General features: G+C 71.0%; 23 protein-coding genes. 9 read left to right on the plus strand and 14 right to left on the minus strand.

Translation table 11 applies throughout. From position 1 onward, the window contains the following. Positions 1-11: 11 nt before the first annotated feature. The 3 genes from O3S82_RS13930 to O3S82_RS13940 all read right to left on the minus strand — a co-directional run bounded on the left by O3S82_RS13930 (position 12) and on the right by O3S82_RS13940 (position 3,572). On the minus strand, positions 12-1,232 hold the full coding sequence (locus O3S82_RS13930; protein ID WP_179422911.1) for an acetyl-CoA acetyltransferase: 1,221 nt from the start codon (positions 1,230-1,232) through the stop codon (positions 12-14). A 94-nt stretch (positions 1,233-1,326) separates the two neighbouring features. Further along, positions 1,327-2,394, minus strand: coding sequence for an NAD(P)H-dependent amine dehydrogenase family protein (locus O3S82_RS13935; protein WP_269303616.1), 1,068 nt, complete (start codon positions 2,392-2,394; stop codon positions 1,327-1,329). Continuing rightward, positions 2,391-3,572 (minus strand): thiolase family protein, encoded by a 1,182-nt coding sequence (locus O3S82_RS13940; RefSeq protein ID WP_269303618.1) that lies wholly within the window; start codon positions 3,570-3,572, stop codon positions 2,391-2,393. The genes O3S82_RS13935 and O3S82_RS13940 overlap by 4 nt, the downstream gene beginning before the upstream one ends. Positions 3,573-3,695: 123 nt before the next feature. On the opposite strand from O3S82_RS13940, the gene O3S82_RS13945 reads away from it, so the two are divergent. Next, positions 3,696-4,655 carry a winged helix-turn-helix transcriptional regulator gene (locus O3S82_RS13945; RefSeq protein WP_269303619.1) on the plus strand — a complete coding sequence of 320 codons (960 nt, stop codon included), beginning with the start codon at positions 3,696-3,698 and terminating at the stop codon, positions 4,653-4,655. Between the two features lie 20 nt (positions 4,656-4,675). Here O3S82_RS13945 and O3S82_RS13950 read toward each other — a convergent pair whose 3' ends face one another. Next, positions 4,676-6,190, minus strand: a complete 1,515-nt coding sequence (locus O3S82_RS13950) for an ABC transporter substrate-binding protein (protein ID WP_269303621.1) — start codon at positions 6,188-6,190, stop codon at positions 4,676-4,678. 268 nt (positions 6,191-6,458) lie between these two features. Between O3S82_RS13950 and O3S82_RS13955 the strand changes: the two genes are divergently transcribed. From O3S82_RS13955 to O3S82_RS13965, 3 genes are all read left to right on the plus strand, one after another. Further along, the gene (locus tag O3S82_RS13955) at positions 6,459-8,183 is read left to right on the plus strand and encodes an AMP-binding protein (protein ID WP_269307068.1); all 1,725 of its coding nucleotides are present in this window, start codon (positions 6,459-6,461) and stop codon (positions 8,181-8,183) included. A 5-nt stretch (positions 8,184-8,188) separates the two neighbouring features. Continuing rightward, positions 8,189-9,337, plus strand: a complete 1,149-nt coding sequence (locus tag O3S82_RS13960) for a CaiB/BaiF CoA transferase family protein (protein ID WP_269303623.1) — start codon at positions 8,189-8,191, stop codon at positions 9,335-9,337. A gap of 90 nt (positions 9,338-9,427) precedes the next feature. Next, positions 9,428-10,063 (plus strand): TetR/AcrR family transcriptional regulator, encoded by a 636-nt coding sequence (locus tag O3S82_RS13965; RefSeq protein WP_269303625.1) that lies wholly within the window; start codon positions 9,428-9,430, stop codon positions 10,061-10,063. A gap of 1 nt (position 10,064) precedes the next feature. On the opposite strand, the gene O3S82_RS13970 is transcribed toward O3S82_RS13965, so the two are convergent. Beyond that, the gene (locus tag O3S82_RS13970; RefSeq protein WP_269303628.1) at positions 10,065-11,282 is read right to left on the minus strand and encodes a purple acid phosphatase family protein; all 1,218 of its coding nucleotides are present in this window, start codon (positions 11,280-11,282) and stop codon (positions 10,065-10,067) included. 81 nt (positions 11,283-11,363) lie between these two features. Between O3S82_RS13970 and truA the strand changes: the two genes are divergently transcribed. The 4 genes from truA to O3S82_RS13990 are packed head-to-tail and all read left to right on the plus strand — an operon-like array spanning position 11,364 to position 13,590. Continuing rightward, a complete protein-coding gene (gene truA, locus O3S82_RS13975) occupies positions 11,364-12,146 on the plus strand; it encodes a tRNA pseudouridine(38-40) synthase TruA (protein WP_179427927.1) in 783 nt (260 codons plus the stop codon). Beyond that, on the plus strand, positions 12,146-12,598 hold the full coding sequence (locus tag O3S82_RS13980; protein WP_269303632.1) for an NUDIX domain-containing protein: 453 nt from the start codon (positions 12,146-12,148) through the stop codon (positions 12,596-12,598). The genes truA and O3S82_RS13980 overlap by 1 nt, the downstream gene beginning before the upstream one ends. Before the next feature lie 54 nt (positions 12,599-12,652). Further along, complete coding sequence (locus tag O3S82_RS13985; RefSeq protein WP_269303634.1) at positions 12,653-13,018, plus strand: MmcQ/YjbR family DNA-binding protein; 366 nt, start codon at positions 12,653-12,655, stop codon at positions 13,016-13,018. Continuing rightward, positions 13,015-13,590: a class I SAM-dependent methyltransferase gene (locus tag O3S82_RS13990; protein ID WP_442864647.1), complete on the plus strand. Its 576-nt coding sequence runs from the start codon at positions 13,015-13,017 to the stop codon at positions 13,588-13,590. Before O3S82_RS13985 ends, O3S82_RS13990 begins: the two co-directional genes overlap by 4 nt. Before the next feature lie 16 nt (positions 13,591-13,606). On the opposite strand, the gene O3S82_RS13995 is transcribed toward O3S82_RS13990, so the two are convergent. From O3S82_RS13995 to O3S82_RS14035, 9 genes are all read right to left on the minus strand, one after another. Continuing rightward, a complete protein-coding gene (locus O3S82_RS13995) occupies positions 13,607-14,944 on the minus strand; it encodes an acetyl-CoA carboxylase biotin carboxylase subunit (RefSeq protein ID WP_269303637.1) in 1,338 nt (445 codons plus the stop codon). A 4-nt stretch (positions 14,945-14,948) separates the two neighbouring features. Next, positions 14,949-15,824, minus strand: coding sequence for an ABC transporter permease (locus O3S82_RS14000; RefSeq protein ID WP_179422890.1), 876 nt, complete (start codon positions 15,822-15,824; stop codon positions 14,949-14,951). Then, the gene (locus O3S82_RS14005) at positions 15,824-16,768 is read right to left on the minus strand and encodes an ABC transporter permease (RefSeq protein WP_179422888.1); all 945 of its coding nucleotides are present in this window, start codon (positions 16,766-16,768) and stop codon (positions 15,824-15,826) included. The genes O3S82_RS14000 and O3S82_RS14005 overlap by 1 nt, the downstream gene beginning before the upstream one ends. After that, positions 16,765-17,754, minus strand: a complete 990-nt coding sequence (locus O3S82_RS14010; protein WP_179422886.1) for an ABC transporter ATP-binding protein — start codon at positions 17,752-17,754, stop codon at positions 16,765-16,767. Before O3S82_RS14010 ends, O3S82_RS14005 begins: the two co-directional genes overlap by 4 nt. Next, entirely contained in the window at positions 17,751-18,734 is a 984-nt protein-coding gene (locus O3S82_RS14015; protein WP_179422884.1) for an ABC transporter ATP-binding protein, read from the minus strand. The genes O3S82_RS14010 and O3S82_RS14015 overlap by 4 nt, the downstream gene beginning before the upstream one ends. 27 nt (positions 18,735-18,761) lie before the next feature. Beyond that, the gene (locus O3S82_RS14020; protein WP_269303641.1) at positions 18,762-20,279 is read right to left on the minus strand and encodes an ABC transporter substrate-binding protein; all 1,518 of its coding nucleotides are present in this window, start codon (positions 20,277-20,279) and stop codon (positions 18,762-18,764) included. Further along, entirely contained in the window at positions 20,276-21,952 is a 1,677-nt protein-coding gene (locus O3S82_RS14025) for a class I adenylate-forming enzyme family protein (protein WP_179422880.1), read from the minus strand. Before O3S82_RS14025 ends, O3S82_RS14020 begins: the two co-directional genes overlap by 4 nt. 1 nt (position 21,953) lies before the next feature. Further along, complete coding sequence (locus O3S82_RS14030; protein ID WP_269303644.1) at positions 21,954-23,507, minus strand: acyl-CoA carboxylase subunit beta; 1,554 nt, start codon at positions 23,505-23,507, stop codon at positions 21,954-21,956. A 201-nt stretch (positions 23,508-23,708) separates the two neighbouring features. After that, positions 23,709-23,924, minus strand: coding sequence for a biotin/lipoyl-binding carrier protein (locus tag O3S82_RS14035; RefSeq protein ID WP_179422876.1), 216 nt, complete (start codon positions 23,922-23,924; stop codon positions 23,709-23,711). A 112-nt stretch (positions 23,925-24,036) separates the two neighbouring features. Between O3S82_RS14035 and O3S82_RS14040 the strand changes: the two genes are divergently transcribed. Further along, positions 24,037-24,723 (plus strand): TetR/AcrR family transcriptional regulator, encoded by a 687-nt coding sequence (locus O3S82_RS14040; RefSeq protein ID WP_269303647.1) that lies wholly within the window; start codon positions 24,037-24,039, stop codon positions 24,721-24,723. Positions 24,724-24,833: the final 110 nt, after the last annotated feature.

The raw sequence follows: 24,833 nt of genomic DNA on the forward strand, positions 1-24,833 counted from the left end.
TCCTGCGTGGCTCAGCTGGCCGTCACGACGAAGCTGACGGTGGTGGCGGTGCTGCCGCCGAAGTTGAGCGTGCCCACGGTGTCGGCACCCTCGACCTGGTAGTCGCCGGCCGTTCCGGAGACCTGCTTGGTCGCGTCGAGCACCATGCGGATGCCCGACGCGCCCACGGGGTGGCCGCCGCCGATGAGACCGCCACTGGGGTTGATCGGCAGTCGTCCGCCGATCTCGATGTCGCCGTTCTCGATCGCCTTCCAGGACTCGCCCGGCTCGGTCAGGCCGATGTGGTCGATCGCGATGTACTCGCTCGGGGTGAAGCAGTCGTGGGTCTCGAGCGCGTCGAGGTCGTCCAGTCCGATCTGGGCGCGGTCGAACGCGTCGTGCACGGCGCGGCGCAGGTGCGGCATGACGTAGGGCTGGTCGGCGGCGCGGTCGAGCTTCTGCTGCAGGCCCAGGCCCACGGTCTGGTGACCCCAGCCGGCCATCCGCGCCAGCGGGCGCAGGTCGGGGTGGCGCACGAGGAACGCGTCGGAGACGAGCACGATGCCCGAGCCGCCGTCGGTGATCTGGCTGCAGTCGAAGCGGCGCACGCGGCCGTCGACCGGCGGGTTGAGCGCGGGGTCGCCGGCCGGACCGAGGTCGGGCACGTCCCAGCCGCGCGTCTGTGCGTTGGGGTTGAGCTTGGCGTTCGCGAAGTTGATCTCGGCGATGCGGCTCAGGTGCTGCTGGTCGATGCCGTAGCGGCGGTCGTACTCGTCGGCGACCTTGCTGAACATGTAGGGCCACATGAAGGTGGCGTCGTCGCCCTCGTGGCCGGCCCAGGCGGCGGCACCGAGGTGATGGGCGGCCTGGTCGCCGCTGACCGTCTTCTCCAGCTCGACGCCGACGACGAGCGCCGAGTCGTAGTTGCCGGCGCGCAGGTCGGCCATCGCGGCCAGGACGGCGATGCTGCCCGAGGCGCAGGCGGCCTCGTGACGCGAGGAGGGGACGCCCCACAGGCCGTCGTTGACCGTGGCCGGCATCGCGCCGAGCTGGCCCTGTCCGGCGAACAGCTGGCCGAAGGCGTTGCCCACGTGAACGACGCCGATCTCCTCGGCGTCGACGCCCGAGGCGGCCAGGGTGCCGTCGACGACCTCGGTCGCGAGATCGGCGAAGTCCTTGCCCTCGCGGGTCAGGTTGCGGGCGAAGTCGGTCTGGTACCCACCGAGGATCCAGACGTTCGACGGCTTGGACATGATCCACCTCTTCTTCCACGCGCGCTCACGCGTCGTTCACGATACTACACTTATCAGAGTTGCTGGGGAAGCGGGAAGAATCCCGTCTCGGAGGTCAGTTCGGCGCGACCGTCCCGTAATCGGCGCGCCACGGCGTCGCGATCGGCCGGATCATGACGCCCGGCTCTGCCGCCACGACGTGCGGCACCGCATTGATCACCTGGCCGGCGACGGCGTACTGCTCGGCGCCCATGCGACTGCGGTCGTCGGGGTGCTTCTCCACCTCCATCGCGATCCTCACGCCGGGATGGCCCGTGACGGTCACGCGCCACAGCGGCGGCTCGGGCTCGGGCAGGAACGCGGTCTCCACGAACCAGTGGATCGACATCGTGATCCGTCGCTCGCCGGCGACGATCCCGTGCCAGCGCCAGTTCGTGTGCCCGACGGTCCCCTGCGGGATCACGCCGGCGGCGATCTCGAGGTCGGACTGGGCCGGGTGGCAGACGTGGTCGCTGACGATCTCGTCCAGCTCCAGGCCGAGGTGGTGGGCCATCGCCCCGACGACCTCCTCGAACATCCCGTTGAGCGAGCCGACGGGCCCCCACGAGGGGTCGTTCGGGTCGTGCGCACCCAGCTCGGCGCCGAAGCCGAGCGAGCCGAAGAGGTACTCGGGGTCCTGCACCAGGCGCGCGTCGGCCATCTCGACGACCTCGACGTGGTCCACCGACGCGCACACGCCCGTGGCCAGGACCGCGACCTGCTCGCCGATGAAGCCCGGATTCAGGCCGACGCCCATGAGCGTCGCGCCGCCGCGCTCGGCGGCCTTGCGCAGCCGGTCGAGCCGCTCGCCGGCGTGGACGAGCGGGTCGGCGTAGCCGTTGATGCTCAGCACGCTCTTGCCCGACTCGAGCAGGGCGACGATGTCGTCGTCGTGCGAGCCGTAGGGCCCGATCCGGCCGGCGTGGACCACGACGTCGGCGTCGAGCGCGAGGATCTCGTCGACGTCGGAGGTCGCCAGCACGCCGGTCGCGTCACGGCGGGCGAGGTCGCCCACGTCGCGCCCGGCCTTCGCCTCGCCGTAGACGTACGTGCCCACGACGTCGATGCCCGGGTGGTCGAGCATCGTCCGCAGGATCGCCGTGCCCATCGCGCCGGTCGCCCACTGCACCACTCGGTAGGTCATGCCAGGCCCTCCACGACGAGGGCCATCGAGACGCCGAGGGCGGCGGGGATGACGAGCAGCGCGTACCCGCCGCCGCGGCGCTCGAGCAGGTCGAGCGCGTTGGCCAGCAGGATGCCGCCGCTCGCGGCGAGCGGGTGGCCCACCGAGACGGCGCCGCCCTGGACGTTGACCCGCTCGGGGTCGATGCCCAGCTCGCGGGTCAGCAGCAGGGGGGTGACCGAGAAGGACTCGTTGAACTCCGCGACCGCGACGTCCTCGACGCCGATGCCGGCACGCTCGAGGGCGAGGCGCGCGGCGGCCACGGTGCCGTCGAGGCCGGGCGAGCGCACGGCCGTGTGCGCCCACGAGGCGATGCGGCCACGGGGCGCGCGACCCAGCACGTCCTGCGCGGCGGCCGAGCCGATCACCGCGGCGGAGGCGCCGTCGCACAGCTGCGGCGCGGTGCCGACGGTGTGCAGGCCCTCGGCGGGGCGGGTGAAGCCGGGGAACCGGTCCTCGACGCGCGACCACAGCGGGTCCTCGCCGAACAGCGGCGCGAGCGCACCGAGGGACTCGGCGGTGATGTCGCTCCGCGCGCCCTCGTCGGCCTTGAGGATCGTCTCGCCGTCCACAGTGACGGGGACGATCGAGTCCCACGAGGCCGCGGCCGAGCGCTGGTGCGAGCGGACCGCCCACGCGTCGAGTTCGGCGCGGGAGAAGCCGTGCTGCGCGGCGGTGAGGTCGGCCGAGACCCCGATCGTGACGAAGCCGGTGGTCGCGCCGACGCCGGGATCGAACGCGAAGGCGGGCCGGTCGCTCATCATCGGCACGCGCGACATCGACTCGGCGCCACCGGCCACGACGACGTCGAGCATCCCCGACCGGACCTGCGCCGAGGCCGTCGCGAGCGCGTCGAGGCCCGAGCAGCACATCCGCGAGACGACGCCGGCGGGCGTGGAGTCGGGCCAGCCGGCCGCCATCACGGCGACGCGGGCGAGGTCGGCCGCCTGCTCGCCGTGGGCCGTGCTGACGCCGAGGACGACGTCCTGGACCGCGTCGGCGGGCACGCCACGGGACTCGATCTCGCGCAGCAGCTGGGCCGCCAGCTCGTGGGCGGGCACCTCGGCGAGCGTTCCGCCGTCGCGACGCACGCGGCCACGCGGCGTCCTCACCGCCTCGTAGACGAAGGCCTCGGTCATCGCACCCACCTGTCCCTGATCGTGCCGCCCGGCGCGAGCACGCTCGGGACGTTACTCCATTAACCAGAGTGACTCAAGCCACGAAGGTGCGCCATCTCGTCCGAGCGCGCCTAGGATGCCCGGGTGACCATCCGTGGCTACTCCCCCGCCGAGCCCGAGTGGACCGGTGCGCCCAACGCCCTGTCCCGCGGCTTCGGCGTGCTCGGGGACGAGTGGACCCTCTTCCTGCTGCGCTTCGCCCTCCTGGGCTGTCGCCGGTACACCGAGTTCTCGAGCCGGATGCCGATCTCGCACGCCGTGCTGAGCGGTCGCCTCGACGCGCTGGTCCGCGCCGGGCTGATGGAGCGGCACGAGTACCAGCAGCGCCCACCGCGGGCCGAGTACGTGCTGACCGACTCCGGCCGCGCGACGTGGCCGATCCTCGCGGCGATCTGGGGCTGGGAGCGCACGTGGGTCGACCAGCACTCCTACGAGACCCCGCCGATGCGGCACATCACGTGCGGGAACGAGATCACCCCCGTCCTGGCCTGCCGCGAGTGCCACCAGCCCGTCACGGTCCAGGACCTCGACACGGCGTGGGGGCCCTCGGGCGGCTGGCGCAGCTCGGTCCCCGAGGTCGCCACGCGGCGCCGCTCCTCCACCCGCGGCACCGCCGTGGGGCACACGTTCTACCCCGACACGATGGCGATCTTCGGCAACCGCTGGTCGTGGGCGCTGATGGGTGCGGCGCTGCTCGGCGTCCGCCGCTTCGGCGAGTTCGAGTCGGCCCTCGGCCTGCCGCCGTCGCTGCTCTCGGGCCGGCTCAGCACGCTGCGCGAGCACGGCATCCTCGAGCAGGTCACGGGCGACTCCGCCGAGCGTCCCGAGTACCGCCTGACGAAGAAGGGCCTGGCGTTCTTCCCCGTCATCGCCATGACGATCGGCTGGGCCGAGCGCTGGTTCGACACCGGCGAGGGCCCGGCACTCGTGCAGACCCACCGCGCGTGCGGCTCGGTCTTCCACGGCGTCCTCGTGTGCGACCACTGCGGCGAGGACCTCCGCGGCACCAGCATCGACCTGGCCGAGGTCGCCGCCGGGGAGTGACTCCCCGGCGGCGCCCAACCTCACTTCAACGTGACGCCCAGCAGCTTCGGCTTGCCCAGGAGGTTGCTCTCGAAGCCCTCGACGTTCTCGCCGAGACCCGTGAGGGAGTGCTGGAACACGATCGGGATGATCGGCATGTCCTCGACGACCGCCTCGGAGGCCTTGTCGAGCGCCTTCTTGCGGTCCTCCTGCGTCGTGGCCACGGCGTCCTCGGCGAGCGCCTCCTCGATGCCGGGCGTCGACTGCTTCGAGGTGTTGAAGTACGCCTCCTTCGTGAACATCAGCCGGTACGTCAGCGCCGGGTCGGGGCGCCCCGTCCACGCCGCGAAGAACGCCGGCGTCTTCACGTCGTTGAAGTAGTCGCTGTTGGCCTGGTTGACCTCGCGCGGGACCAGGTTGGCGGTCACGCCGATCTCGGACCACTGCTGCTTGAGGATCTCCCCGACGCGGGTCGAGGTCGAGTCGGCGTAGAGCAGCATGTCGAACGACAGTCCCTCGGCGCCGGCCTCGGCGATCAGCTTCTTCGCCTCGTCCACGTCGTAGTCGAGCTGCGCCTTCTCCGAGGGCTCGGCCCAGTAGCCGTCGGGCAGGAAGCCGCGCGGCTTGGTGCCGAGGCCGAAGTACGCGCTCTTGAGCAGCTGGTCACGGTCCATCGCCAGGCTCAGGGCACGGCGCACGCGCGGGTCGCCGAGCTCCTCGGAGGCGCGGTTCGTGTAGATCATCCAGGTCCACATCCGCGGCTGCTCGTGCAGCGTGAGCTTGTCGTCGCCCTGGATCGACTCGGCGTCCGCCGGCACGATGTCCCAGGCGATGTCCTGCTGGCCGGAGCGCAGCGAGGTCGCGCGGGTCTTGGGCTCGGGCATCACCCGGATGACGACCTTGTCGACGCGCTCCACGTCCTCGTCCCAGTAGTCGTCGAACTTCTCGTAGGTCATCGACGTGCCGCGCTTCCAGTCGACGAACTTCCAGCCGCCCGCGCCCACGGGGTTCGTGCTGAGGTCGCCGCCGGCGGCCTCGGCGGCCTGGGGCGAGACCATCATCCCGGCGCGATCGGCCAGCGTCATGACGAGCGCCGAGTTCGGCTGGGTCAGGTTGAGCTTCACCGTCAGGTCGTCGACGACCTCCACGGACTCGATCGACTCGACGTCGGCGGCGATGTTCGAGCCCTCGGCCGCGGCCCGCTCCAGGTTGTACTTGACCGCCTCGGCGTCCAGCGGCGCTCCGTCGTGGAAGGTCACGCCCTCGCGCAGCTTGAGGACCAGCGCGGTCGGCGTCTCGTACTCCCACGACTCGGCCAGCCCGGGCTGCGGCTGCAGGTCCTTGTCGAACGAGACGAGGGTGTCGTAGAGCGGGTAGAGCATCTGGTGGTCGCCGCCGGAGTTGCCGCGGATCGGGTCCATCGAGGAGATGTCCGCCTGGGTCGCGACGCGCAGCGTCCCGCCGTCTCCCCCGTCCGATCCTCCGCCTCCACAGGCACTGACCGCGACGAGCATGGCGGCCGCCAGGCCCACCCTGATCCGGGACGACATCCTCATGAGCTGGCTCCTTCTGATCGCGCGTTCAGGCTGTGTGCCGACGACCCTAGAGACGAAAATCACATTGAGCAAGGGCAGATTTCGCGATCGGACTGCTCCCGCCTCCTCCTGCCAGCCCTCAGGACTGAACGATCGTTCACTGCGTTTGCCCGGTGATTCCAAGGGACGGCCCAGCGGTTGACCGGACGTGACCTACGTCATATCGTCGAGATGAAACTTGCGTCAAGTTCAAGTGCGCAGCACGACGAGAGGTGCATGTCCCGTGACCATGTCGGAGCAGTTCCACCGGGAGATCGACGACTACCTGGACGCCCTGCGGCAGCGCCGGCGCGAGGCCTGGCCGGAGGTCGGCGAGCCGACCATCGACTACCCGTTCGGCGAGTCGACCGTCACGCACTACCTGCGCTCCTGGGCCGCGAGCCAGCCCGACCACGCGGCGATCGTCCACCACGGCCGCACCGTCACCTACGCCGAGCTGGACGCGGCCAGCGACCGGGTCGCCGCGTACCTCGTCCACCGCGGCTTCGCACCCGGCGACCGGGCCGCCGTGATGATGCCGAACTGCCCGCAGTTCATCATCGCCTTCTTCGCGATCCTGAAGTCCGGCGGCGTCCACGTGCCCGTCAACCCGATGTTCCGGCGCGAGGAGATCAACTACGAGCTGCTCGACTCCGGGGCCACGGTCGCGTTCGTCCTCGACGAGGTCGCCGACGAGTTCCGGACCGGCGCCGAGGGCAGCGCCGTCGGCGAGACCATCGCCTCGGCGCACACCGACTTCCTCCCCGACGGCGCCGCGCTCCCCCGCGGCATGGCCGCGGACGTGCCGGTCGCCGAGGGCACCACGCGGTTCACCACGATCCTCGAGCGGGACGACCTGCCGGTGCCCACCGATCCCGACGATCCGCACGCGCTCGCCGCGCTGAACTACACGGGCGGCACCACCGGCATGCCGAAGGGCTGCGAGCACACCCAGTTCGACATGCTCTACACCGCGATGAGCGGCGGGCAGCTCGGGTTCGGCGGTGGCCCCGACACCGTGAGCCTGGTCTTCGTCCCCGTGTTCTGGATCGCCGGCGAGGACGCCTTCCTGGTCTCGCTGATGACCGGTGGCACGTGCGTCCTGCACTACCGGTGGGACGCCGACGAGGTGCTGCGGTCGATCCACGAGCACCGCGTCACCGCGATGGCGGGAACCGTGGACAGCTACCTCGAGCTGCTCGACAAGGCCCGGGACTCCGAGTATTCGCTGTCCTCACTGCGGGCGCCGGTCACCATGTCGTTCGTCACGAAGCTGACGGTCGAGATCCGCGAGCGCTGGGCCCGCGAGACCGGGGCGCCCGGGGTCATCCGCGAGAGCTCCTACGGCATGACCGAGGACCACACGCTGGACACGTTCACGCTCGGGCTGCAGAAGGACGACGCCGACCTCACGGGCCGCCCGGGCTTCACCGGACTGCCCATGCCCGGCACCGACGTCGCGATCGTCGGCTTCGACACGGGCGAGCTGCTGCCCGTGGGCGAGGAGGGCCAGATCATCGTGCGCTCCCCCAGCATGATGCGCGGGTACCACCACCGGGCCGAGGCGACCGCGACCACGCTGCGCGACGGCTGGCTCCACACCGGCGACATCGGCACGATCGACGAGACCGGCGCACTGCACTACCTCGGGCGCACGAAGGAGATGCTGAAGGTCAACGGCATGAGCGTCTTCCCGTCCGAGCTCGAGCACCTCTTCAGCCGGCACCCGAAGGTCGCGGCCGCCGGCGTGATCGGCGTGCCCGACGCGAGGAAGGGCCAGGTGCCCGTGGCGTACCTCCAGCTCGTGCCGGGCGCCGAGGCGACCGCCGACGAGATGCTGGCGTGGTGCCGTGACCACATGGCCACCTACAAGATCCCGCGCGTGGAGATCATCGACCAGATGCCGCTCGCGCCCACCGGCAAGGTGTCGAAGGTCGGGCTGGAGAAGCTGGCCGCCGCGGTCCCGGCCCACTGAGCGCGATGACCACGCCCGCCGCCCTGTCGGGGATCCGCGTCCTCGAGCTCACGCACGCCATCGCCGGCCCACAGACCGGCCAGATCCTCGCCGACCACGGCGCCGACGTCATCAAGGTCGAGCCGCCCGGTGGCGAGCTGGCCCGCGACGCGATGCCGTCGGTCGACGGCGACAGCACGTACTTCGCCGCGCAGAACCGCGGGAAGCGCAGCATCGTGCTCGACCTGAAGGACCCGGACGGCCTGGCGACCTTCCTGCGGCTCGTCGAGACGTCCGACGTCGTCCTCACCAACTACAGCGCGAGGGTGCCCGAGCGACTCGGCTGGGGCTTCGAGGCGCTCAAGGCCGTCAACCCGTCGATCATCATGGTGCACATCACGGGCTTCGGGACGGCGAGCCCCGACCGTGACCTGCTCGCCTTCGACGGCATCATCCAGGGCATGAGCGGCATCCCCCAGATGACGGGTCCCGCCGACGGCGAGCCCACCTTCGTGGCGCCGTTCGTCGCCGACCACCTGGCCGCCTACCGGTCCACGATGTCGATCCTCATGGCGCTGCGGGTGCGCGACGTCCACCCCGAGGCCCAGTTCGTCGACGTCAACATGCTCTCCTCCTACATGGGCGTGCTCGCGCACGACGTGGACGAGTCGCTCGAGGGACGCCCCTACCAGCGCGACGGCAACCGGGTGCCGGTGTCGATCTCCAACACGTGGGCCGCCCGCGGCGGCCACGTCCACCTCTCCCCCGTCGGCGACGAGAAGTGGCCGCGGTTCTGTCGCGCCATCGGCCGCGCGGACTGGGCCGAGTCGCTCTCGTACGAGGACGCGGTGCTGGTCGCGCGTGACGAGGTCGACGAGGTCGTCGGAGCGTGGTGCCGCGAACGCGAGCGCGACGAGATCCTGGCGCAGATGCGCGAGCTCGGGATCCCCTGCGGGCCGGTGCGCGGACTGACCGAGGCGGTGCGCCACCTCGACGAGCGCGAGGACGAGAGCGTCGTGCGGGTCACCTCCCCCGCGGGTCGCACCGTCGCCGTGCCGGGACCGCTCACGACGGTCGGTCTCGCCGACGGGCCGCGGCGGCTGCGGGTGCCGCGCGTGGGCGAGCACGACGAGGAGGTCCTGGCCGAGCTCCGTGCCGACGCCACGCCCTCCTGAGCCGCACGCGTTTGTCACCCCGCCGAGCGGACGCCTAGCATTCCTGCACGCGTCCTCGGTCCCCGTGACGCGACCGAGACGGAGTGACGATTGACCACGCGAGCCACCGGCGACCCCACCCACGACGCGATGCGGGTGGCGGCCTTCTGGCAGCCGCGGGCGCAGGGCGCAACGCACCGGATCCTCGTCGGCGCCTGCCTGTCGTTCCACGAGCTGGGCTATCACGGTGCGTCCACCCGTGCGATCGCCCAGCGCGCTCAGCTGAGCCCCGGCACCATCTACACGCACTTCGCGAACAAGGAGGACCTGTTCTTCCGGATCGTCCTGGACAGCCACGCCGCGTCGCTGGAGTCGCTGACGCAGGCGGTCGCGCTCGGCTCCGACCCGGCCGAGCGACTGCGCCTCTTCATGGCCGCCTACGCGTCCTGGCACGCCGAGTGGAGCGTCATCGCGCGCCCGGTCCACCACGACCTGCAGGTGCTGACCGACGACCACTTCCAGAAGGTCGTCGACGTCCGGCGCGCCACGATCGCGGTGCTCGACGAGATCCTCGAGGCCGGGATCGAGCAGGGCGTCTTCTCCGTCGCCGACCTGCCCGGAACGCGGCGGCTGCTCATGTCGGCGTGCATCGACGTGTGCCGCTGGTACGTCGAGGGTGGCGAGCGGTCGCCGTCCTCGATCGGCCTGCAGTACTCCGCCCTCGCCCTGAAGTTCGTCGGGTCCTGAGTCAGCGGGTGAGGGTGAACCCGTCGAGGGTCCTCCCGACCTTGATCGCGGGGCGCGCGCCCTTCCCACGGTGGCCCACGACCGCGCGCACCTTCAGCTGCGTCGGCGACACGCTGATCACCTGGTAGGTCGAGGTCCGGTAGGCCGCCTTCACGCGCGTGGCGCCGCCGGCCCTCCAGTCCCGGATCGAGGAGTCGTAGTACTTCGGTCCGCTGACGGACGCGAGGTAGGTGACCCCGGCCTTGCGTCCGCGAGCGTAGGAGTGGTCGTGGCCGGAGAGCACGAGGTCGGCGTCGTACCGCTCCAGCGTCGGCAGGAACCACTTCCGCATCTCGGTGTTCCTCCGGTCGCCCACCGACGCGAACGGGCCCGAGTGCATGAGGACGATCGACCACGGGCGGTCGTTCGTGCGCAGCGCGTGCGCCAGGAACGACCGCTGGCGCCGCAGGTCGGACCCGAAGGTGTCCAGCACGATGATCCGCGCCGGCCCCTGGTCGAGGAAGAACCACGTGCGGCGCTGGTCGGGGAAGCCGTTCGACGGGAACTGGAAGAAGGAGCGGAAGCCGCGGCCCGCTCCGGACCGGCACGAGGACCTCACCCGACACTGCTCGTGGTTGCCGATCGACGAGACCCAGCTGCGCCACTGCCCCGCCGGGGAGAGGGCCTCGTGCAGCTCGCTCCACTCACGCCCGACCCAGGGCTTGTTCACGACGTCGCCGGCCTGGAGCAGCAGCCGCGCGTCGGGGAAGCGCTCGGTCGCGGCCTCGATGATGCGGTCGGGCGGGCCGTCGTTGTCGATCTGCGTGTCGCCGAACTGCAGCATCCGGAACGCGCGGTTCGCGGGACCCGCGGTGGTGAACGCGCGCCAGCGGGTCGCGACGCCCCGGCCGACCACCCGGTAGCGGTAGCGCGTGGACGGCTCGAGGCCCGAGAGCGCCACGACGTAGCGGTACTGGCGGCTGCCGGCCGTGCGCTCGGTCGTGCCGAGCTTGCGCCGCGCGGGCACGGTGCGCGTGATCCCGTCGGGCCCGACCGCGACCACCCGCTGGCCGCTCGCGGCGACGGGCCGGCTCCACGACACGTACTGCGATCGCGACGGGTCGGCGGTGGGGGTGAGCAGGAGCCGATGGATCCCCGAGCTCGCGGCGGAGGCCACGGGGACCGCCGGCAGCACCGACGTCGCCAGTGCGGCCGCGACGAACGCGGTCACGATGCGCACTCCTCCACGGTAGGCGCTTTCCGCCGGGACGACAGCCGGGCCGGGTGGCGGACGACGCCCCGCTACCGTGGTGGGGTGCGCATGCGGATCGACCTGGCCTACGACGGAACCGAGTTCAGGGGCTGGGCGACCCAGCCGGGGCTGCGCACGGTGCAGGGCGAGCTCGAGTCCGCGCTCGGCACGGTCCTGCGGCTGCCCGAGCCGCCGCGGCTGACCGTCGCGGGTCGCACCGACGCCGGCGTCCACGCGCGCGGCCAGGTGGCCCACGTCGACGTCGACAGCCACCCGGGCGTCCTCGAGCGGCGGCTGCGCCGCATCGTGCCCGACGACATCCGCATCCTGCGCGTCACCGAGGCGCCCGAGCACTTCGACGCCCGGTTCGCGGCGATCGAGCGCCGCTACGTCTACCGGATGACCGACCACCCCGCCGGGCCCGACCCGATGCAGCGGCGCATGGTCGCCGCGGCACCGCGCCCGCTCGACGTCGACCTCATGAACCAGGCCGCCCAGCACCTGCTCGGCGAGCACGACTTCGCCTCGTTCTGCAAGCAGCGCGAGGGCGCCACGACGATCCGCAACCTGCTCACGCTGCGCACCGTCCGCGGCGGCGAGACGATCGCCACCACGGTGCGCGCCGACGCCTTCTGCCACTCGATGGTGCGCTCGCTCATGGGCTGCCTCGTGGCCGTCGGCGAGCGCCGGTACGCGCCCGAGTTCGCGGCCGAGATCCTCGCCGCGCAGGAGCGCGACCCGCGCGTCAAGGTCATGCCGGCCCACGGCCTGGTGCTGGAGGAGGTCGTCTACCCCGCCGACGACCAGCTCGCGGCCCGCGTCGAGGAGTCGCGCCGCCGCCGGGACGAGTGATGGCCCGCCTGACCAGCGCCGGCGTGCTGCTGCACCGGGTGCGCGACGGCCGCCGCGAGGTCCTGCTCGGACACCTCGGCGGGCCGTTCTGGGCGAAGCGCCACGAGCGTGCCTGGTCGATCCCGAAGGGCGTCCTCGAGGAGGGCGAGTCGCCCGAGGAGGCCGCCCGACGCGAGTTCCTCGAGGAGCTCGGCGTCCCCGTGCCCGAGGGTCCTTGGACGGACCTCGGCAGCGTGCGGCAGTCCCGCAAGGACGTCCTCGTGTGGGCCGTCGAGGCCGACCTCGACCCCGCGACGGTCGCGCCCGGGACGTTCGACCTCGAGTGGCCGCCCGGCTCCGGCACGATGCAGGCGTTCCCCGAGCTCGACCGCGTCCAGTGGTTCGGCCTCGACGAGGCCGCCGAGCTTGTCGTCGCCGCCCAGGCCGCCTTCCTCGACCGCCTGCCCGACTGAATGCCCTCGCTCACCCGACCTTCCCCTGTCCGCCCGCGGGCGTACCGTGGCCCCATGGACTGGGACGAGGTCGAGGCGTTCCTGCTGGAGTTCCCCGACACCGAGGCGAGCCTCTCGTGGGGCATGCCCGGGGTGAAGACCGGCGGCACGCTGGTGGCGTGGTGGCGCGACCGCGACGACTCCCCCGGCGCCCTGGCGTTCAAGGTCGATCGCGACGAGCTCGAGGCGCTGGTCGAGGACGAGTCCACGCCCTACTTCACGATCGAGCACTTCCGGAAGTTCGACACGAACGCCGTGCTGGTGCGCCCCGGCGAGGCCGACCCGGCCGAGCTGCGCGAGCTGCTCACCGAGGCGTGGCGGGCCACCGCGAAGCCCACGGTCCTGAAGGCCTGGCTCGCCGAGCAGGAGGATCAGGAGTGACCCATTACTTCGACCGCGCGCCCGTCACCGACGACGAGCGGCGGACGATCTCGGTCGAGGTCTGGGGTCGCCGCCGTGACTTCGTGACCTCCACGGGCGTCTTCTCGGGCGACTCCCTCGACAAGGCCACCGCGATCCTGCTGGCCGAGAGCGATCCGCCGCCGACGGGCTCCACGGTGCTCGACCTCGGCTGCGGCTGGGGCCCGATCGCGTGCTCGCTGGCGGCCGAGGGCAGCACCGTGTGGGCCGTCGACGTGAACGAGCGGGCGCTCGCGCTCACGGCCGAGAACGCGCGCGGCCTCGAGGTGCACCCGGCCCTGCCCGAGGACGTGCCGGCCGACCTCACGTTCGACGCGATCTGGTCGAACCCGCCGATCCGCATCGGCAAGGAGGCCCTGCACGAGCTGCTGCTCACGTGGCTGCCGCGGCTGCGCCCCGGCGGCGAGGCGCGCCTCGTCGTCGGCAGGAACCTCGGCGCCGACTCGCTCCAGCGCTGGCTCACCGAGCACGGTCATCCCACCGAGCGCGTCGCCAGCAGCAAGGGCTTCCGCGTCCTGTCCGTCCGCGGCTGACGGTGCCGATCGAGACTCAGCGCACGGCGGCCGAGGTCATCCGGCTGACGATGCCGGTGTCGTGCGTCGCCTCGACGAACTCCGGCTCGGCCAGGACCCGGCGCAGGAACTCCACGTTCGAGCCCGGCCCGACGATCGTCGTGCGGTCCATCGCGTCGCGGGCCCGCGCGAGCGCCTCGTCGCGGTCGCGACCCCAGACGATGACCTTCGCCAGCAGCGGGTCGAAGAACGGTGTCACCTTCGTGCCGGGCGCGTAGCCGGAGTCCACGCGGACTCCCTCGCCCGACGGCATCTCCCACGTCTCGATCGCGCCGGGGCGCGGCAGGAAGCGCTCGGAGTCCTCGGCGTACAGCCTCACCTCGATCGCGTGGCCACGCGGCTCGGCGTGGAGCGCCGGCACCGTGGAGTCGCCCGCCGCGATGCGCAGCTGCCAGGCCACGAGGTCGACGTCGTGGACCGCCTCGGTCACGGGGTGCTCCACCTGCAGACGCGTGTTCATCTCGAGGAAGTAGGACTCGCCCGAGTCGAGGTCGTGGATGAACTCGATCGTGCCGGCGCCGACGTAGCCGACGGCCTCGGTCAGCGCAGCGGCCCGCTCCAGCAGGCTCGCGCGGGACGCCGCGTCGAGCGCCGGGGAGGGCGCCTCCTCGACCACCTTCTGGTGGCGGCGCTGCACCGAGCAGTCGCGCTCGGACAGGGCGACGGCGCGCCCGTCGGGCAGGCCCATGACCTGCACCTCGATGTGGCGCGAGCGCTCGAGGTAGCGCTCGACGATGACCCGCCGGTCGCCGAACACGGACCCGGCGCGGCTCGTCACGGTCTCGAACGCGGCGTCGAGGGCATCCGCGTCGCGCACGACGGCCATGCCGATGCCGCCGCCACCGGCGACGGCCTTGAGCATCACGGGGTATCCCGCCGCGTCGGCGGCCGCGCGGGCCTCCTCAACGGTCTCGACCGCGCCGTCCGAGCCGGGGGCGACCGACAGGCCAGCCCGCACCGCGGCGGCGCGGGCGCCGGCCTTGTCGCCCATCAGCTCGATGACGTCGGGCGACGGACCGACGAAGACCATGCCAGCGGCCTCCACGGCTCGGGCGAACGCCGCGTTCTCCGACAGGAAGCCGTAGCCCGGGTGCACCAGTTCGGCGCCGGCCGAGCGTGCTGCCGCGACCATCGCCTCGACGTCGCCGAAGTCGCGAGGCCCGGACAGCTCCACCGTGATGTCGGCAGCGCCCACGTAGGGCAGGTCGGCGTCGACCTCGGGGAACGCGACCGCGCCCCGGTGGCCCTGCTCGCGGACCGTGCGCAGGATGCGCGCGGCGATCTCGCCGCGGTTGGCGATGAACACGACGGACATGGGCTCACTTCCGCTTCGGGTCGAGGAGTCGCTGGATCTCGTCGCCGATGATGTTGAACGCGAACACCGTGGCGGCGATGGCGATGCCGGGGATGAAGATCTGCATCGGCGCCTGGTCCAGGAACGTGTAGGCACGCGACAGCACGGCGCCCCACGAGGCGGTCGGCGGCTGCACGCCCAGCTGCAGGAAGCTCAGGCTGGCCTCGGCGATCAGGGCGAAGCCCATGAGCACCGCGACCTGGACGAGGATCGGCTGGATGATGTTGGGCAGCACGTGCGGCAGCACCATGCGTCGCAGTCCGCGCGCACCGAACGACTTCGCGGCCTCGATGTAGGTCTCGGACCGGATCGCCATGGTCTGGGCTCTGGCCAGCCGCAGGATCGCCGGTGACATCACGATGCCGACCGAGATCATCGCGGTGGTGATGTCGGGCCCCATCGTCGCGGTGATGCCGATCGCCAGCACGATCGCCGGGAAGGACATGACCGCGTCGACGACGCGCATGACGATGAGGTCGGTGGCTCCGCTGAGCCAGCCGGCGGCGATGCCGAGCGGCAGGCCGATCACGACCGAGATCGCGACGGCGAGGAGCGCCGCCAGCACCGAGACGCGGGTGCCGTAGAGCATCCGGCTGAACACGTCACGGCCGAGGTCGTCGGTGCCGAGCCAGTGGTCGCCGCTCATCGGCAGCAGGATCGCGTTGAGGTCCTGCTTGTTCGGGTCGTAGGGCGCCAGGAAGTTGGCGAACAGCACGACGATCAGGACGAGCAGCAGGATCGCGTAGCTCACGCCGACCGAGAGGCGGCCGGCCTTGCGGGCCCGGCGCGTGGGCGTGGGGTTGCCCGCGGCCAGGTTGGCGGTGGTGTCGACAGCGGTCATCAGGAGATCCTCGGGTCGAGCAGACGGTACGAGACGTCGACGATGAGGTTCGTCAACAGGACGATCACGGCGGCGACGAAGACGACCGCCTGAATCACGCCGTAGTCACGCTGGTTGGTCGCCTCGACGGCGAGGGAGCCGATGCCGGACAGGCCGAACACGGCCTCGACGACGACGGCGCCACCGATGAGTCGCGACACCTGCAGGCCGATGATCGTGGCGAAGGGCAGGCTCGAGTTCTTCAGCGCGTGCTTCCACACGATGCTGCGGTTGGACAGGCCCTTCGCGCGGTGGGTGCGCACGTAGTCGGTCGAGAGGCTCTCGACCATCGCGCTGCGCACCTGGCGACAGATCTCGGCGCCACCGACCAGGCCCAGGGCGAGCGCCGGCAGCACCAGCCCCTTGAGCGCCTGGGCGGGATCGTCCTGCAGACTCACGCCGCCCGGGCCGGGGAACCACCCCAGGTTCAGCGCGAAGACGATGATGAGCATCATGCCGAGCCAGAAGTTCGGGATCGCGATGCCGAACGTGGCGCCAGTGGTGAGGAAGCGGTCGAAGGTCGTGTCGACCTTCTGCGCGGCCCAGACGCCCGACGGCAGGCCGACCGCGACGGCCACGAAGAGCGCCATCGTCGTGAGGATCAGGGTCAGCGGCAGTCGCTGCATCACGAGTGCCGAGATCGACTCGCCCGTCTGGTACGAGGTGCCGAGGTCGCCGGTGAAGGCGCCGCCGATCCACGTCAGGTACTGCGTGATGAGCGACTGGTCGAGGCCGAGGTCCTGGCGGATGCGCTCGAGGTTCTCGGGGGTCGCGTACTCGCCCGCGATCGCCACGGCGGGGTCACCGGGGATGAGCCGCTGGAGCATGAAGACGATCAGCGTCGCCAGGATGAGGGTGGGGATCGCCGAGAGGAGACAGGTGCCCACCACGCGCAGGATCCTCATGCCGACACCGTCTTCCCGATGCGCTCGCCGTAGAGCTCGTCCACGCGCAGGCAGGCCGACGAGTGACCGGGCAGCACCGGCAGCAGGTCGGGCTTGGTCTCGCGGCAGCGGTCCTGCGCGAACTGGCAGCGCGTGTTGAAGCGGCAGCCCGGCGGCGGGTTGAGCGGGCTGGGGATGTCGCCCTGCAGCGTGATGCGGCGCCCGACCGACGAGTCGTGCACGAGCGGCTGGGCCGAGAGCAGCGCCTCGCTGTAGGGGTGCAGCGCCTGGCCCACGAGCGACTCGGTCGAGGCGTTCTCGACGATGTTGCCCAGGTACATGACGTTGATGCGGTCGGCCAGGTAGCTGACCACCGACAGGTCGTGGCTGATGAACAGGACGGTGAGCTCGTACTCGGCCTTGAGGTCCTGCAGCAGGTTGAGGATCTCGGCCTGCAGGGCCACGTCGAGCGCGGCGACGGACTCGTCGCACACGAGCACCTTGGGATCGGTGACCAGGGCGCGCGCGATGTTCGCGCGCTGCTTCTGGCCACCGCTCAGCTGGTGCGGGTAGCGCTTGAGCATCTGCGACGGCAGGCCCACGTCATCGAGGGCCTTGGCGGCGACCTGCTCGCGGTCCTTCTTGTCGCCGCGGCCCATGACGTCCATCGGCTCGCGCACGCTCTGCAGGATCGTGCGGCGCGGGTCGAGCGCGCTGTGCGGGTCCTGGAAGACCATCTGCACCGACTCCGAGAACGCCCGGCGCTGCTTGGCGTTGTAGGTCGAGACGTCCTCGCCACGCCAGCGGACCGTGCCGCCGCTGATCGGCACGAGGCCCATCGCGGCGCGCGCCACGGTGGACTTGCCCGAGCCGCTCTCGCCGATGAGGCCGAGCGTCTCGCCCTCCCGCAGCTCCAGCGTCACGCCGTCGACGGCGGTGACGTGACGCCGGCGGCCCACGGGGAACCGGACCGAGACGTCCTCGAGGGACAGCAGTGGTGTGGTCATGAGGCGACTCCTTCGAAGTCGAGCTCGGGGGAACGGATGCAGCGCACCTCGCGCAGGTCGGTCAGGGGAATGAGCTCCTGCGGCTGCGTGCACTCCTCGCGGGCGTACGGGCACCGCGGCCGGAACACGCAGCCCTCGACACGCTCCCCGGGCGGAGGGACACGTCCGGGAATCGTGGCCAGGCGCCCGCCGCGCGACTCCGTCGAGGGCAGCGCGGCGAGCAGGCCCGCCGTGTAGGGGTGGCCGGGCGACTTGAGCACCTGGTCGACCGGACCGCGCTCGACGATCCGGCCGGCGTACATCGTGATCATCCGGTCGCACGTCTCGGAGACGACCCCGAGGTCGTGCGTCACGAAGAGCACGGACATGCCGCGCTCCTTCGCGAGCGACTTGATCAGGTCCAGCAGCTGGGCCTGGATCGTGACGTCGACGGCCGTGGTGGGCTCGTCGGCGATGAGCAGCTTCGGGTCGCACGCCAGCGCGATCGCGATCATCACGCGCTGGCGCATGCCGCCGGACAGCTCGTGCGGGTAGGCGCGCAGGCGCGCCTTGGGGTCCGAGATGCCCACGGCGTCGAGCAGCGAGAGCGCCTCGGCCCGGGCGGCCGACTTGGCCATCCCGCGGCGGATCCGCAGGGTCTCCATGAGCTGGCTCCCGACCGTGAAGACGGGGTCCAGCGCCGTCATGGGCTCCTGGAACACCATCGCCATGGGGACGTCGCTGCGCGGGGTGCGCCGCTTCCCGTCCTCGTCCCACAGCGGCTTGCCGTCCAGGACCGCCCGCCCCGTGATGTGGGCGGTCTTGGGGTCGAGCAGGCCCATCAGGGCCAGGGAGGTGACGGTCTTGCCACTTCCGCTCTCGCCGACCAGTCCCACGATCTCGCCCTGTTCGATCGTCAGATCGACGTCGTGCAGGGCTTGGACGCGGATGTCGTCACGACCGAAATGGACCTGGAGTCCTTCGACCTCGAGCAAGGGCATGACCGTCACCTCCTTGATGTCCTCGGCTCAGCCGAGGGTGACCCCGATGAACTTCGGCTTGCCGAGCAGGTTGCCCTCGAAGCCCTTGACGTCGTCGCTCAGACCGACGATGGAGTTGCCGAACACGAGCGGGAAGAACGACGTGTCGGCGAAGACCGCCTCGGCGGCCTCGTCGAGGCCGGGCTTGCGCTCGGCGGGCTCGGTGGACTCGTCGGCCTTCTCCAGCGCGGCCTCGAGACCCGGGGTCCACTGGTCCGACGTGTTGAAGTAGCCGTCGGCCGAGAACAGCAGGCGGTACGTCATGGCCGGGTCGGGGCGACCCGTCCACTGCGACAGGTAGGCGGGCGTCTTGCGGTCGTTGAAGTAGTCGCTCGTGCCCTGAACGACCTCGAGCGGCTGGATGTCGACGTTGACGCCGACCTCGGACCACTGCTGCTTGAGGATCTCGGCGACGCGCACGGTGGCGGAGTCGGCGTTGACGATCATCGGGAACGACAGGTCGGTCTTGCCGGCCGCGGCGAGCAGCTTCTTGGCCTCGTCCGGGTCGTACTCGGACTTCACCGACTCCGGCGGAGCCGCCCAGTAGTCGCTCGGCAGGGCGCCGTTGGCGACCGAGCCACGACCGAAGTAGGCGCTCTTGAGGAGGGCCTCACGGTCGATGGCCAGCGAGAGGGCCTTGCGGACGTTCGGGTCGCCGAGCTCCTCGGAGTCGCGGTTCAGGTACACCTGGTTGACGTTGACGCGCGGGGTGTCGCTGACCTCGACGTTGTTGGCCTTCTCGAGGCCGTCGGCGTCCGAGGGCGAGACGTCCATGACGACGTCCTGCTGGCCCGAGCGCAGCGAGGTCACACGGGTCTTGGGGTCCGGCATGATGTTGAAGTTGATCGCCGTGACGCGCTCGGCGTCCTTGTCCCAGTAGTCCTCGTAGCGCTTCACCTTGATGACGGAGCCGCGCTTCCACTCGACGAACTCCCAGCCGCCGGCACCGACGGGCTTGGTGCTGAGGTCGCCACCGGCGGCCTCGGCCGCCTTGGGCGAGACCATCATGCCGGCGCGGTCGGCCAGCACGAGCAGCAGCGAGGCGTCGGGGCCGTTGAGCTTGTAGGTGACCGTGTACTCGTCGTCCGCGGTGACCGAGTCGACCGAGGCGAGGTCGGCCTGGATGTTGGAGCCCTCGCCCTTCGCGCGCTCGAAGTTGTAGACGACGGCCTCGGCGTTGAACGGCTCGCCGTCGTGGAACGTGACGCCCTCGCGCAGCTTCAGCGTGAGCTCGGTCGGGGACTTCTGCTCCCACGACTCGGCCAGGCCGGGCTGGGCCTCGAGGCCCTTGTCGTACGAGATGAGCGTGTCGTACAGGGGGTAGATCAGCACGTGGTCCGTGCCCGCGTTGCCGCGGATCGGGTCGAGCGACGACGCGTCGGACACCGCGGCCACGCGCAGCGCGCGGTCGGAGTCGCCGGAGTCGTCGCCTCCGCCACCGCAGGCGGCGACGAAGGAGAGGAGCAGCGTCGCGACGACGGCTCCTCCGAGGGATCGAATCTTCATGATGCCTGTCCTTCCGTCCACTGCTTGCGCAGCTTGTACTTCTCGATCTTGTTGGTGGGGGTCCGGGGGATCTGTTCCACCGGGATCACGTCACGCGGCCGCATGAACTTCGGCATCGTGTCGAGACAGTGCTGCTCGATCGCGGCGCGATCGAACGTGTGGCCTTCGGCCACCTCCACGAAGGCGACGACGTCGTCCTCCTCGCCCTCGCCGCTGGGCACGGCGATGACCGCGGCCAGGGCGAGCGAGGGGTGCTTCACGAGCATCTCCTCGATGTGGAATCCCGAGATGTTCTCGCCGCGGACGCGGATGCGGTCGCCCATGCGGTCGATGTACGTGAAGACGCCGTCCTGGTCGCGCACGGCCGCGTCGCCGGTGTGGAACCACAGGTTCCGCCAGGCCTTGACGGTCGCCTCGGGCTTGGCGAGGTACTCCTCGTGGATGAGCGAGGGCAGCCGCGGACGCATCGCCAGCTGGCCGACCACGCCGTCGGCGCAGATGCGGTCGCGCTCGTCGAGGATCGCGACCTCGAGGAAGGGGGTGGGCTTGCCCATGATCCCCTTCGGCATCGGGTCGGTGCCCTGCAGGACGAGCAGGCCGTCGTCCTCGAACACCTGCCGCAGCTCGGCGTGCGTCAGCCCCCGGTAGAGGTCGTCCGGGGTGCCCTCCCCCGGGCCGGTCTGCTCGGTCAGGGTCACGAGCGGGTTGCCCGACTCGGACTGCCCGAACCCGGACGTCACGAAGTCGATGCCGAATCGCAGCGCGAAGTCGTGATGGTTGGCCGGCAGCGGCTGCATGTGCACCTTGTTGAGCGGGTTGCGACGGTCGTCGTCGCGCGGCTCGGCGTTGAGCAGCCACGGCGTCATGACGTCCAGCAGCACCGCGGTGGTGCACCCGGTCTCCTTGACGCGGCGCCAGAAGTCGTTGGGGCTGAAGCGGTCCCACAGGCTCACCGAGGCACCGGTCCACAGCGCCCGCACGACGTTGAAGTGCGCGCCGCCGACGTGGTACATCGGCAGGTCGTTGTAGACGACGTCGTCGCGGGTCAGCGTGCGGCGGCCGACCCAGCAGTACTGGTTGACCCAGCGGTGCGACTGGACGACGCCCTTCGAGGGACCCGTGGTGCCCGACGTGTAGATGACGTTGGCCGGGTCGTCGAACTCGACGTGGACGGCCGGTCGTGGTGCCGGCTTGACCAGCTCGCCCAGCTCGCCGTCGCGCAGGCCGTCGATGACGACGACCTTCGGCGCGCAGCCCAGCCGGTCGCCGAGGGACGTGACGCGCTCGTGCATCGCGCGGTCGACGAACAGCACGGCGGGCGCGGTGTCGTTGAGCTGGTACGCCAGCAGGTCGCCGGTGTACTGGAAGTTCACCGGGGCGTAGACGGCACCGGCCTTCCACAGCGCGTACATCAGCACGGCCGACACCAGGGGCTGGGTCGTCAGGATGCTGACGCGCTCCCCCGGCTGCACGCCGAGCGCGGCGAGGTTGCCGGCGGCGTGGTCGGTGATCTCGGCGAACTCGGCGTAGGTGAAGCGCTCGCCGGTCTCGCCGTACAGGACGGCGAGGCGGTCGGCGTCGTGCTCCGCGTGGTGGTCGAGGGCGTCCACGGCCGTGGCGAAGTCGAACTCCAGCCGCGACTCGAGCTCGGCGGCGGACTGGTACGGAGCCATGTCAGGGCCTCGTTCCGAAGGACGGCGGACCGACCTGCTCGGGGATCACGCGGTAGGCGTCGCGCACCCAGCGGGTGAGCACCTCGCGCGAGCGGCGCGGGTCGATGAGGTCGGCGACGCCGTAGCGCTCGGCCGTGCGGAACGGCGAGCGGGCGGCCTCGAGTCGCTGGTGGATGTCGGCCATGAGCGCCTCGGGGTCGTCCGAGGCCTCGAGATCGGCGCGGTAGGCGGCCTCGACGCCGCCCTCGACGGGCAGCGAGCCCCAGTCACCCGAGGGCCAGGCCCACTGGCGGTTGAAGCGGTGGCGGTTGATCTGGCCGGCGCCGCCGACGCCGAACACCCGGCGCACGATGATCTCGGCCATCGGCACGCGGGCCTGGTAGGCCGCGACCACGGCGCGGGCGCCGCGACGGATCGAGGCCGACTTCTCGGCCTGCAGGCCGATCATCATGCCGGCCTGGTCGGTGAGGCTGACGATCGGCAGGTGGAACGTCTCGCACAGGTCGATCAGGCGGGTCAGCGCGTCGGCGCCGTTGGGCGTCATGGTGGCGCCCTTGTACGGGTCGGTGGCGACGACGCCGACCGGGTGTCCGTCGAGCCGGGCCAGGCCCGTGTAGACCGAGGCGCCGTAGCCGGCGTACTCGAAGTTCGAGCCGCCGTCGAAGATCGCGTCGAGGATCGTGCGCAGGCGGTAGGGCTGGCGACGGTTGCGCGGCACGACGTCGGCCAGGCCCTCGGCGCCTGTCGCGGGGGCGACGGCCTCGACGACCGGCGGCAGTCCGTGCACGCTCGACGGCAGGTAGGACAGGAAGTCGCGGACGGCCTGCAGCGCGGCCTTCTCGTCGGGGACGATCCGGTCGATCGCGCCGCTGCGGCGGTGCACGTCGGCGCCGCCGAGCTCCTCCTTGGTGAGGTTCTCGCCGGTGGCGTGCTTCACGACCGGCGGGCCGGCCACGAACATCTGCGAGATGCCCTCGATGAGGACGCTGAAGTGGCTCATCGCCACACGGCCGGCGCCCAGGCCCGCGACGGGGCCCATGCACGCGGCCACGATGGGGACCAGCGAGAGGTTGTCGACCAGCGCGTCCCAGCCCGGGTTCGCGGGCACGTAGGTGTAGCCGGCGTCCTCGATCATCCGGACGCTGCCACCGCCGCCCGTGCCCTCGACAAGGCGGACCAGCGGCACGCGCAGCGCGCCCGCGAGGCGCTCGGAGTCGACCTGCTTCGCCATGATCGACGCGTCGGCGGCGCCGCCGCGGATCGTGAAGTCGTCGGCGCCGAGCGCGACGCGCCGGCCGTCGATCTCACCCAGGCCGAAGAGGAAGTTCGCGGGCATCACCGCAACGGTCGAGCCGTCCTCGGCGTACGTCGCGAAGCCGGCCATGCCGCCGATCTCCTCGAAGGAGTCGGCGTCGAGCAGATCGGTGATCCGCTCGCGCACGGTGCTGCGCCCGGCCTCGTGCTGGCGACGGATCTTGTCCTCGCCGCCGAGCAATTCGGCCAGCTGCTTCCGGCGCGAGATCTCGTCGATCTCGTCGGACCACACGTGGCTCACTGGTGCCCCTCACGTCGTCGGTGGCGGCTCGTGCCGCCTTCGTTCACGCGCGACCTAAGCACTCGCTTAGGTCGTGCAGAATGCCAACGTAGGTGATCGGCGTCACAAAGGCAATGGGTAACTTGAATTCAGTTTCACATCGCGGAACGACACTGCCCGAGCCGGACGAACCGGCTCGGGCAGGAGGGGAAGGCGGCAGGATCAGTCGGCCAGGCGCGCCACGACGGCGCCCTCCTCGACGATATCTCCCTCGGAGAACAGGAGTTCTTCGACGCGACCGGCGCGCGTGGAGATCACCGGGATCTCCATCTTCATCGACTCGAGGATCACCAGGGGCTGACCCTCCTCGACCTCATCGCCGACGGCGACCTCCACCTTGAACACCGAAGCCGTCAGCTCGGCTCGCACATCGGTCATGAAAGTACCTTTCGACAGTCCTCAGGGCTTGGATGGAAACTAAGCATACGCTTATGCTGGGATTCGGAAAGAGGCCTGACGGATCACGCCTCCCGAAGGATGGAGCGCGACGGTGACCGAGACGACCAGCCAGGGCCGGGAGCAGGCCGTGTCCCCGGCCTACCTGATCGACCGCGAGCGCGCCGAGCGGCGCATCGAGGAGTTCTGGGACGAGCGCGCCACGGGCGCCTCGCGCCGCATCCTGCGCGGTGCCACGCTGGCCTTCGCCGACCTCGGCTACCACGGCGCGTCGACCCGCGAGATCGCCAACCGCGCCGGCATGAGCCCCGCCGCGGTCTACATCCACTTCGAGTCCAAGCAGGAGCTCTTCCACCACATCGCGCTCGAGGGCCACCGGGCCTCGACCGGCTCCTTCAGCGAGCCCGCGCGCCGCGCCAGCGACCCGCTCACCCAGCTCAAGCTCGGCATCGCGTCGTTCGCGATGTGGAACGCCGAGATGAACCTGCTCTCGCGCTCGATCGAGTACGAGATCCGCCTGCACCGCGGTCCGGAGTTCGCCGACATCTGGACCCTGCGCCGCAACGTCGACGAGCACCTGCTGGAGATCATCAACACCGGCGTGGCGCAGGGTGCGTTCACCGTGGCGGATCCCGAGTGGGCCCGGATCATGATCTTCTCGGCCGCGATCGACGTCTCGCGCTGGTACCGGCACGGCTCGCGCCGCACGCCGGCCGAGATCGGGTTCCAGTACGCGGACCTGGCGATGACCCTCGTCGGCGCGACCGACGTGCCCCGCTGACCCTGCCCCTTCGGGGACCTGTTGACACGAACGTCAAACTCCGCTTCACTCGGTTGACACCGACGTCAATGAGACCGCCGTCACTCCCGCGCGGTCTCCCTCGATCCCCC

Origin of the sequence: Aeromicrobium sp. HA (genome assembly GCF_027171405.1) — a bacterium.
In the GTDB taxonomy this organism is placed as follows: Bacteria; Actinomycetota; Actinomycetes; order Propionibacteriales; family Nocardioidaceae; genus Aeromicrobium; species Aeromicrobium tamlense.

Excerpts from the sequence above, each read along its gene's own strand:
- O3S82_RS13930 (WP_179422911.1), bottom strand. The coding sequence starts at position 1,232 with ATGTCCAAGCCGTCGAACGTCTGGATCCTCGGTGGGTACCAGACCGAC.
- O3S82_RS13935 (WP_269303616.1), bottom strand. The coding sequence starts at position 2,394 with ATGACCTACCGAGTGGTGCAGTGGGCGACCGGCGCGATGGGCACGGCG.
- O3S82_RS13940 (WP_269303618.1), bottom strand. The coding sequence starts at position 3,572 with ATGACCGAGGCCTTCGTCTACGAGGCGGTGAGGACGCCGCGTGGCCGC.
- O3S82_RS13950 (WP_269303621.1), bottom strand. The coding sequence starts at position 6,190 with ATGAGGATGTCGTCCCGGATCAGGGTGGGCCTGGCGGCCGCCATGCTC.
- O3S82_RS13955 (WP_269307068.1), top strand. The coding sequence starts at position 6,459 with ATGTCGGAGCAGTTCCACCGGGAGATCGACGACTACCTGGACGCCCTG.
- O3S82_RS13960 (WP_269303623.1), top strand. The coding sequence starts at position 8,189 with ATGACCACGCCCGCCGCCCTGTCGGGGATCCGCGTCCTCGAGCTCACG.
- truA (WP_179427927.1), top strand. The coding sequence starts at position 11,364 with ATGCGGATCGACCTGGCCTACGACGGAACCGAGTTCAGGGGCTGGGCG.
- O3S82_RS13980 (WP_269303632.1), top strand. The coding sequence starts at position 12,146 with ATGGCCCGCCTGACCAGCGCCGGCGTGCTGCTGCACCGGGTGCGCGAC.
- O3S82_RS13985 (WP_269303634.1), top strand. The coding sequence starts at position 12,653 with ATGGACTGGGACGAGGTCGAGGCGTTCCTGCTGGAGTTCCCCGACACC.
- O3S82_RS13995 (WP_269303637.1), bottom strand. The coding sequence starts at position 14,944 with ATGTCCGTCGTGTTCATCGCCAACCGCGGCGAGATCGCCGCGCGCATC.
- O3S82_RS14000 (WP_179422890.1), bottom strand. The coding sequence starts at position 15,824 with ATGACCGCTGTCGACACCACCGCCAACCTGGCCGCGGGCAACCCCACG.
- O3S82_RS14005 (WP_179422888.1), bottom strand. The coding sequence starts at position 16,768 with ATGAGGATCCTGCGCGTGGTGGGCACCTGTCTCCTCTCGGCGATCCCC.
- O3S82_RS14010 (WP_179422886.1), bottom strand. The coding sequence starts at position 17,754 with ATGACCACACCACTGCTGTCCCTCGAGGACGTCTCGGTCCGGTTCCCC.
- O3S82_RS14015 (WP_179422884.1), bottom strand. The coding sequence starts at position 18,734 with ATGCCCTTGCTCGAGGTCGAAGGACTCCAGGTCCATTTCGGTCGTGAC.
- O3S82_RS14020 (WP_269303641.1), bottom strand. The coding sequence starts at position 20,279 with ATGAAGATTCGATCCCTCGGAGGAGCCGTCGTCGCGACGCTGCTCCTC.
- O3S82_RS14025 (WP_179422880.1), bottom strand. The coding sequence starts at position 21,952 with ATGGCTCCGTACCAGTCCGCCGCCGAGCTCGAGTCGCGGCTGGAGTTC.
- O3S82_RS14035 (WP_179422876.1), bottom strand. The coding sequence starts at position 23,924 with ATGACCGATGTGCGAGCCGAGCTGACGGCTTCGGTGTTCAAGGTGGAG.